General features: G+C 72.4%; 4 protein-coding genes. 2 read left to right on the top strand and 2 right to left on the bottom strand.

Going from position 1 to position 6,115, the window contains the following annotated elements:
• Nucleotides 1-1,518: hypothetical protein (locus I0C86_RS38065; RefSeq protein WP_196206165.1), on the bottom strand; the 1,518-nt coding region annotated here is incomplete at its 3' end.
• A gap of 250 nt (nt 1,519-1,768) precedes the next feature.
• Between I0C86_RS38065 and I0C86_RS38060 the strand changes: the two genes are divergently transcribed.
• Both I0C86_RS38060 and I0C86_RS38055 read left to right on the top strand, forming a co-directional pair.
• Nucleotides 1,769-2,743, top strand: coding sequence for an ATP-binding cassette domain-containing protein (locus I0C86_RS38060; protein ID WP_196206164.1), 975 nt, complete (start codon nt 1,769-1,771; stop codon nt 2,741-2,743).
• Nucleotides 2,740-3,546, top strand: coding sequence for an ABC transporter permease (locus I0C86_RS38055; RefSeq protein WP_196206163.1), 807 nt, complete (start codon nt 2,740-2,742; stop codon nt 3,544-3,546). The genes I0C86_RS38060 and I0C86_RS38055 overlap by 4 nt, the downstream gene beginning before the upstream one ends.
• Before the next feature lie 54 nt (nt 3,547-3,600).
• Here I0C86_RS38055 and I0C86_RS38050 read toward each other — a convergent pair.
• Nucleotides 3,601-6,115 (bottom strand): ATP-binding protein (locus I0C86_RS38050; protein WP_196206162.1); only part of this gene is annotated, 2,515 nt, incomplete at its 5' end.

Below are 6,115 nucleotides of genomic sequence, written 5' to 3'. Positions count from 1 at the left end.
GTGGGGCGGTGTGCGGTTGGCCGCCAGAAGTGGCAGCAGCAGTACGCCGAGGACGAACGGGGCGGCCATGTAGCGGGCGGCCTGCGCGTTGTTGACGATCAGTACGGAGAGTTGGTTACCGAGGCTCAGGGTGGCCAGCGCCAGCAGGGTACGGTCCCGACGGCGCCAGGCGAGCAGACCGACCGTCAGGTACGCCAGGTAGGCCCAGGTGGCACCCCGCCACAGCAGCCACTCGGGTTCGGTGATCAGTTGGGTCAACCGGTCCGCCACCCGACTGGCCCGGTCACTGAGCGGGCGGCTGTACGCCACGGCCCGGACCTCGGGATCGCGGAACCTCGGGTCCCGGTCGAGATAGATCGGCAACGCCCAGGCGGTCGGGTTGCCCCGCAGCCCGCCGGCCGGGGTGGGCCGCCAGGCGATCGAGCCCCGGCAGGCACGGGCGGCCAGCACCGTACCCGGCGATCGGCGGACCAACCGCCACCAGGCCGACAGCAGTTCGTCCCGGTGGGCCGCCGCGGCCCGGCGGTCGAAGTCGGGGTGGTAGACGGTGGGGTCGACGGTGTAGCAGGTCGCCGACCGGCGCCAGTGCGCCAGCGGAGCCACCTTCGCCAGCAGTGCCGCGTCCGCGGCCGGCAGGTCCAGCGGGTCCTCGGCGTAGCCGATCGCGAGGTCGGAGAGGAACGCCTCGTAGGCCACGATGGACTCGCTGTCCCGGACCCCGAGGGTGGGCAGCAGCACCCAGTTGGTCAGCAGCGCGGCGGTGGCGGCCAGCACCCCGGCGAGCAGGATCCGGAGCGCGGCACCGCGCAGCAGCCACGCGACCAGTGCGGTGACGACCGCCGCCACGATGAAGCCGTTCTGCCGGAAGAGGCAGATCAGGGTCAGTTCGAGCAGGATGGCGCCGAACAGGAGCCGGGGCAGTGGCCGCGAGGAGACGGCGCGGCGCGTCCGTCCGGTCAGAACGGGGGGCGGGGCGGTCGGGACGGGGGACGGGTGTCGGGTGAGCAGCCGGGCCACCGTGCCGAGAAGGAAGACGTGGCAGAGCACGAACGGCACGTCCTTCCAGACGCAGACGACGAACGTGCCGACCGGTGGCAGCGCGGCGATCGCGACCGCCGCCGTGGTCCAGCCCCAGGCCGGGCCGCCGAGCCGGCGCAGTCCGGTGACCGCGTACGCCAGGCCGGCGGCCAGGGTGAAGGTCTGGGCCAGGGTGAGTACGCCGACCCCGTCGGTGAGCCGCATCGACAGCCAGACCAGCCCGGTGTAGGTGACCGGGTGATGGGTGTTCCAGTTGCCGCTGCCGGCCTGCCAGACGTGGTCGAGCGAGTCCGGGCTGAACAGGCCGGGATAGCGGGCGGCCCACCAGAACAGCAGCACGGCCTGGGCGAGGGCGTAGGTGGTCAGGCCGAACCGAATCCGTCGACCCCGTAGCCGGTTCAGCCACCGGGCCGGTCCGGCATCCGATACCCTCGATCCACTTGCCGGCCATGCCGGCCCGGCAACCACCCCGTGTGCCATGCGATCCGTCCTTCGCCCCGGGCGCGGCGCGCCGACCAGCGGTGCGAGGGGTGGTGGCACCGATCCGGGCCATGGTACGACCGCCGTGGCCCGCCGGTCCCGGGAACAGCCGACTGCCGCCGCCGGAAGGGTCGTCCAGCCGTCCACCGGGGCTCGTCAGCCGGCTGTCAGCGCCGAACGGCCGGTGTCAGCGCCGGCTCAGCCGCGTTGGAGATGGTGGTGGCACCAGTAAACCGACGGGAGAGAGTTCATGAGCTACGCCATCCGGGCCGAGGGGTTGGTCAGACGCTTCGGCACGACCACCGCGTTGGCCGGAGTGGATCTGGAAGTCCGGGCCGGCACCGTGTTCGGCCTGCTCGGCCCCAACGGAGCGGGTAAGACCACGGCGGTACGGGTGCTCGCCACCCTGCTCCGGCCGGACGCCGGTACCGCGTCGGTCGGCGGATACGACGTCCTCCGGGACGCACACCAGGTTCGCCAGGTGATCGGTCTGACCGGCCAGTACGCGTCGGTCGACGAGACCCTGACCGGCGCCGAGAACCTGCTGCTGATCGGTCGCCTGCTCGGGATGTCCCGGGCCGACGCCCGGGCCCGGGCCCGGGAACTGCTGGCCGGGTTCCATCTCTCCGACGCGGGAGACCGGGCGGCCAAGACGTACTCGGGAGGGATGCGGCGCCGGCTGGACCTGGCGGCGAGCCTGGTCGGCCGACCGCGGGTGCTCTTCCTCGACGAGCCGACCACCGGGCTCGACCCGCGCAGCCGCACCGAGCTGTGGGGGATCGTGCGGGATCTGGTCGGCTCGGGGGTGACCGTGCTGCTCACCACCCAGTACCTGGAGGAGGCGGACCAGCTCGCCGACGAGATCGCCGTGATCGACCACGGCCGGGTGATCGCCCAGGGGACGCCGGAGGAGCTGAAGACCAAGACCGGTGGCCAGGCCCTGGTGGTACGCCCGAAGGACCCCGGCGACCTTCCGGTGGTGGTCAGCGTGCTGCGCGAGGTGACCGGGGCCGAACCGGAGCTGGTCCAGCACACCGCCACCGTGCCGGTGAACACCGACGACGTCCTGCCCACGGTGGTACGCCGGCTCGATGCCGCCGAGGTCACCATCGCCGAGCTGTCGTTGCGCGGTGCCAGCCTGGACGAGGTCTTCCTGTCGCTCACCGGGCACCGTGCCGAGGACGAGAACTCCGCGCCCGGCGAGTTGGAAGGAGCGTCGGCATGACCGCGATCACCACGCCGGTTCCGGTGTCGAGCCGTCGGGTCAGCCCGCTGCTCGGGGTGCGCCACACCATGACGCTGGCCTGGCGGAGCCTGGTGCAGATCAAGCACAACCCGATGGAGCTGCTCGACCTGAGTATCCAGCCGGTGATGTTCGTACTACTTTTCACGTACGTGTTCGGCGGCGCGATCGCGAACAGCCCGACCGACTACCTGCGGTTCATGCTGCCCGGCATCATGGTGCAGAACGCGCTCTTCGCCACGATGACCACCGGCTTCGGGTTGAACACCGACCTGACGAAGGGGGTCTTCGACCGGCTCCGGTCGCTGCCGATCGCCCGTTGGGCACCGCTGGCCGGTCGGATTCTCGCCGACACGGTCAAGCAGGCCTGGTCGATCGCGCTGCTGCTGGGCGTCGGCATGGTGCTCGGCTTCCGGGTCGGTACCGGTCCGTTCGGCGTGCTCGGCGCGTTCGCGCTGCTGCTCGCCTTCTCGCTGGCGGCGGCCTGGATCTCGGTGCTGGTCGGGGTGCTGGTCAGCGATCCGGAGAAGGTGCAGATCTTCGGCTTCATGGTGATCTTCCCGCTGACCTTCACCAGCAACATCTTCGTGCCGACCGAGAGCCTGCCGGGGTGGCTCCAGAGCTGGGTGAAGGTGAACCCGGTCTCCACGCTGGCCGACGCGCTGCGCGGGCTGCTGGTCTCCGGTCCGGAGTCGGGGCCGATCATCACGTCGCTGCTCTGGGGACTGGGCATCCTGGTGGTCTTCGCGCCGCTGGCCGTCCGTGCGGTCATGCGCCGGGTCTGACCGGACGACAGCCGCGGGTCCGACCGGACGGCGCGGGCCGGGTACGCCCTCGGCTCAGTCGAGTGCGGCCCGGATCATCTGGGGTAGTCCGGTAGGACTGGCGTCCGCTCGGCCGCGCGCGAGCGCCTCGCGCGCGGCTGACTCGATCCGTGGTCCGTCCAGGATGGACCGGTCGGGCCCGCCCCGGATGTCGTGCGCCGTGCCGAGGAGCGTGGCGGCCTGTTCGGGGCGACCGATCCGGAGCGCCAGGTCGGCGTAGCCGACCAGGACTCCGCTGATCACGGGTGCGTCGTAGAACTCCAGTGCCATCGACAGGGCCTGGTCGTGGTGCTGCCGCGCGGCCGGCAGGTCGCCGAGTGCGGCGGTCACGGCACCCTGCGACGAGGCGAGCATCGCCCGCCACTGCGGGGCGACCTTGTGGTCGGCGACCAGCGCGACGGCCTGGTCCAACCGCCGCTGCGCGCCGGGAAGATCACCCGCGATCTGGAGTATCTGCGCGCACTCGTGCGCGACGGCCGCCCGGCACTCGTCCGAACCGATCCGCTCGGCCTCCCGGTCGGCCTCGGCCAGCAGGGCGACCGCCCGGTCCCGCTCGCCGGTCTGCCACAGCTCGTGGGCCAGCCGGATCTGCATCACCGGCAGGTCCTCGGCGGCGCCGACCTCCCGCATCAGGGCCACCGCCTCGGCGTGGAACCTGGCGGCCCGCTCGTGCTCACCGCGCCGGCCGGCCAGGTCGGCCAGGGCCGAGAGGGTGTACGCGGTGCCCCACCGTTCGCCCATCGACCGGAACCTGTCGAGCGCGAGGAGCATGTCGGCCTCCGGACGCTCGTCCGGGCGCCCCATGTTGAGTTCGGCGTGGGCGTGGAACATCCGGCTGACCGCCTGGATCCACGGGTCCGGATCGTCGAAGCGGGCGGCCAGCAGGCCGAGCGCCGGCTGACCCAGATACGAATCGAAGATCACCGTCATCGGCTCGATCAGGCGCAGCAGCGGATGGGCGTGCTCGTGCCCCTCCGCGGTCCGGCCCGCGCGAGCCAGCCACCTGCCACCTTCGGCGAGTTCGCCGCTGCTGGCGAGCAGGTTCATCGCGGTCATCATCTCCGCGACGGCGACCTGGTCCCGGGGCAGCCGGTCGGCGCCGGGCAGTGCCAGCGCGGGCACCGCCATCTCGACACCCTCGACCCGCATGCCGCGCATCCACCAGTACCAGCCGAGCGCCGCGACCAGCCCGACCGCGATCGGCGCGTTCCCGGTGGCGATCGCCCAGCGCAGGGCGGAGTGCAGGTTGTCGTGTTCGGTGGTCAGCCAGCCGAGCCAGCGCAGTTGGTCCGACCGGCGCAGTTCGGCGTCGGCGGTCCGGGCGAGGGCGAGGAAGTCGTCGGCGTGTGCCTGGCGCACCCACTCCGTCTCGCCGGCCTCGGCCAACCGGCGCAGTCCGTACTCCCGGATGGTTTCCAGCATCCGGTAGCGCGGCTCGCCGTTCCCGCTCACTGCCACCAACGACTTGTCCACCAGTGCCGAGAGGTGATCGAGCACGTCAACCCGGCTCAGTACGTCGCCGGGCAGGTCGGGTTCGCCGGGTGCGCAGATCCGCTCGATGGCGTCCAGGGTCGCCCCGCCGGTGAACACGGCCAGCCGGCGCCAGAGGGCCTGTTCGGCCTCGTCCAGCGGCTCCCAGCTCCAGTCGAAGACCGCGCGCAGCGTCTGGTGCCGGGGTAGCGCGGTACGGCTGCCGCCGGTGAGCAGCCGGAACCGGTCGTTCAGCCGGGCGGCGACCTGGACCGAGGTCATCGTCCGCAGCCGGGCGGCGGCCAGTTCGATGGCCAGCGGCATCCCGTCCAGGGACCGGCAGATCTGGATCACCGAGGCGACGGTGTCGGTGTCCACCGCGAAGTCCGGACGGGCCGCGCCGGCCCGGTCGGCCAGCAGCCGCACCGCGGGGTACGACATCGCGGTCACCGGGTCGGCCGACGGCGGCGGCAGCGGAAGCGAGTCGACCGGGCAGAGCGTCTCGCCGGTGATGCCGAGCGGTTCCCGACTGGTGGCCAGCACCCGCAGCTCCGGGCAGGCGCCGAGCAGGCGCTCGGCGAGCGAGGCGGTGGCGTCGAGGACGTGCTCGCAGTTGTCGAGCAGCAGCACCACCCGGCGGGACCCGATGGCGCCGACCAGCCGGCCGATCGGGTCGGCCGGCTCGGGCAGCGGAACGCGGGTCCGGGCGCCTGCCAGCATGCCCTGTTCGCGCAGGCCGAGCAGTTGCAGGATGCTCTGCGGGACCTCGGCACCGTCGGTCACCGGGGCCAGTTCGACCAGCCACAGCCCGTCGAGCATCTGGTCGAGCAGGGCACGCCCCGCCTCCGTGGCCAGGCGGGTCTTGCCGGCGCCGCCCGGGCCGATGAGCGTGACGAGGCGGGATCCGGACAGCAGGTCGGTGACCCGGCCGATCTCTTTTTCCCGGCCGACGAAGCTGGTCAGCGGAATCGGCAGGTTCGTCGCCCGGAGCGGGCCGGTGGTCGGGCGGCCGTTGGTCAGCGCCGGCCCGGCCGTCGGGGGCGGGGCGACAGGTGTGGGC

The organism is Plantactinospora alkalitolerans, from assembly GCF_015690345.1.
Classification (GTDB): Bacteria; Actinomycetota; Actinomycetes; order Mycobacteriales; family Micromonosporaceae; genus Plantactinospora; species Plantactinospora alkalitolerans.
Note: the sequence above shows the minus strand (reverse complement) of the source record. Positions and strands in the feature narration are given on the sequence as shown.

Coding starts and splice junctions, on each gene's coding strand:
- I0C86_RS38060 (WP_196206164.1), top strand. CDS start 1,769: ATGAGCTACGCCATCCGGGCCGAGGGGTTGGTCAGACGCTTCGGCACG.
- I0C86_RS38055 (WP_196206163.1), top strand. CDS start 2,740: ATGACCGCGATCACCACGCCGGTTCCGGTGTCGAGCCGTCGGGTCAGC.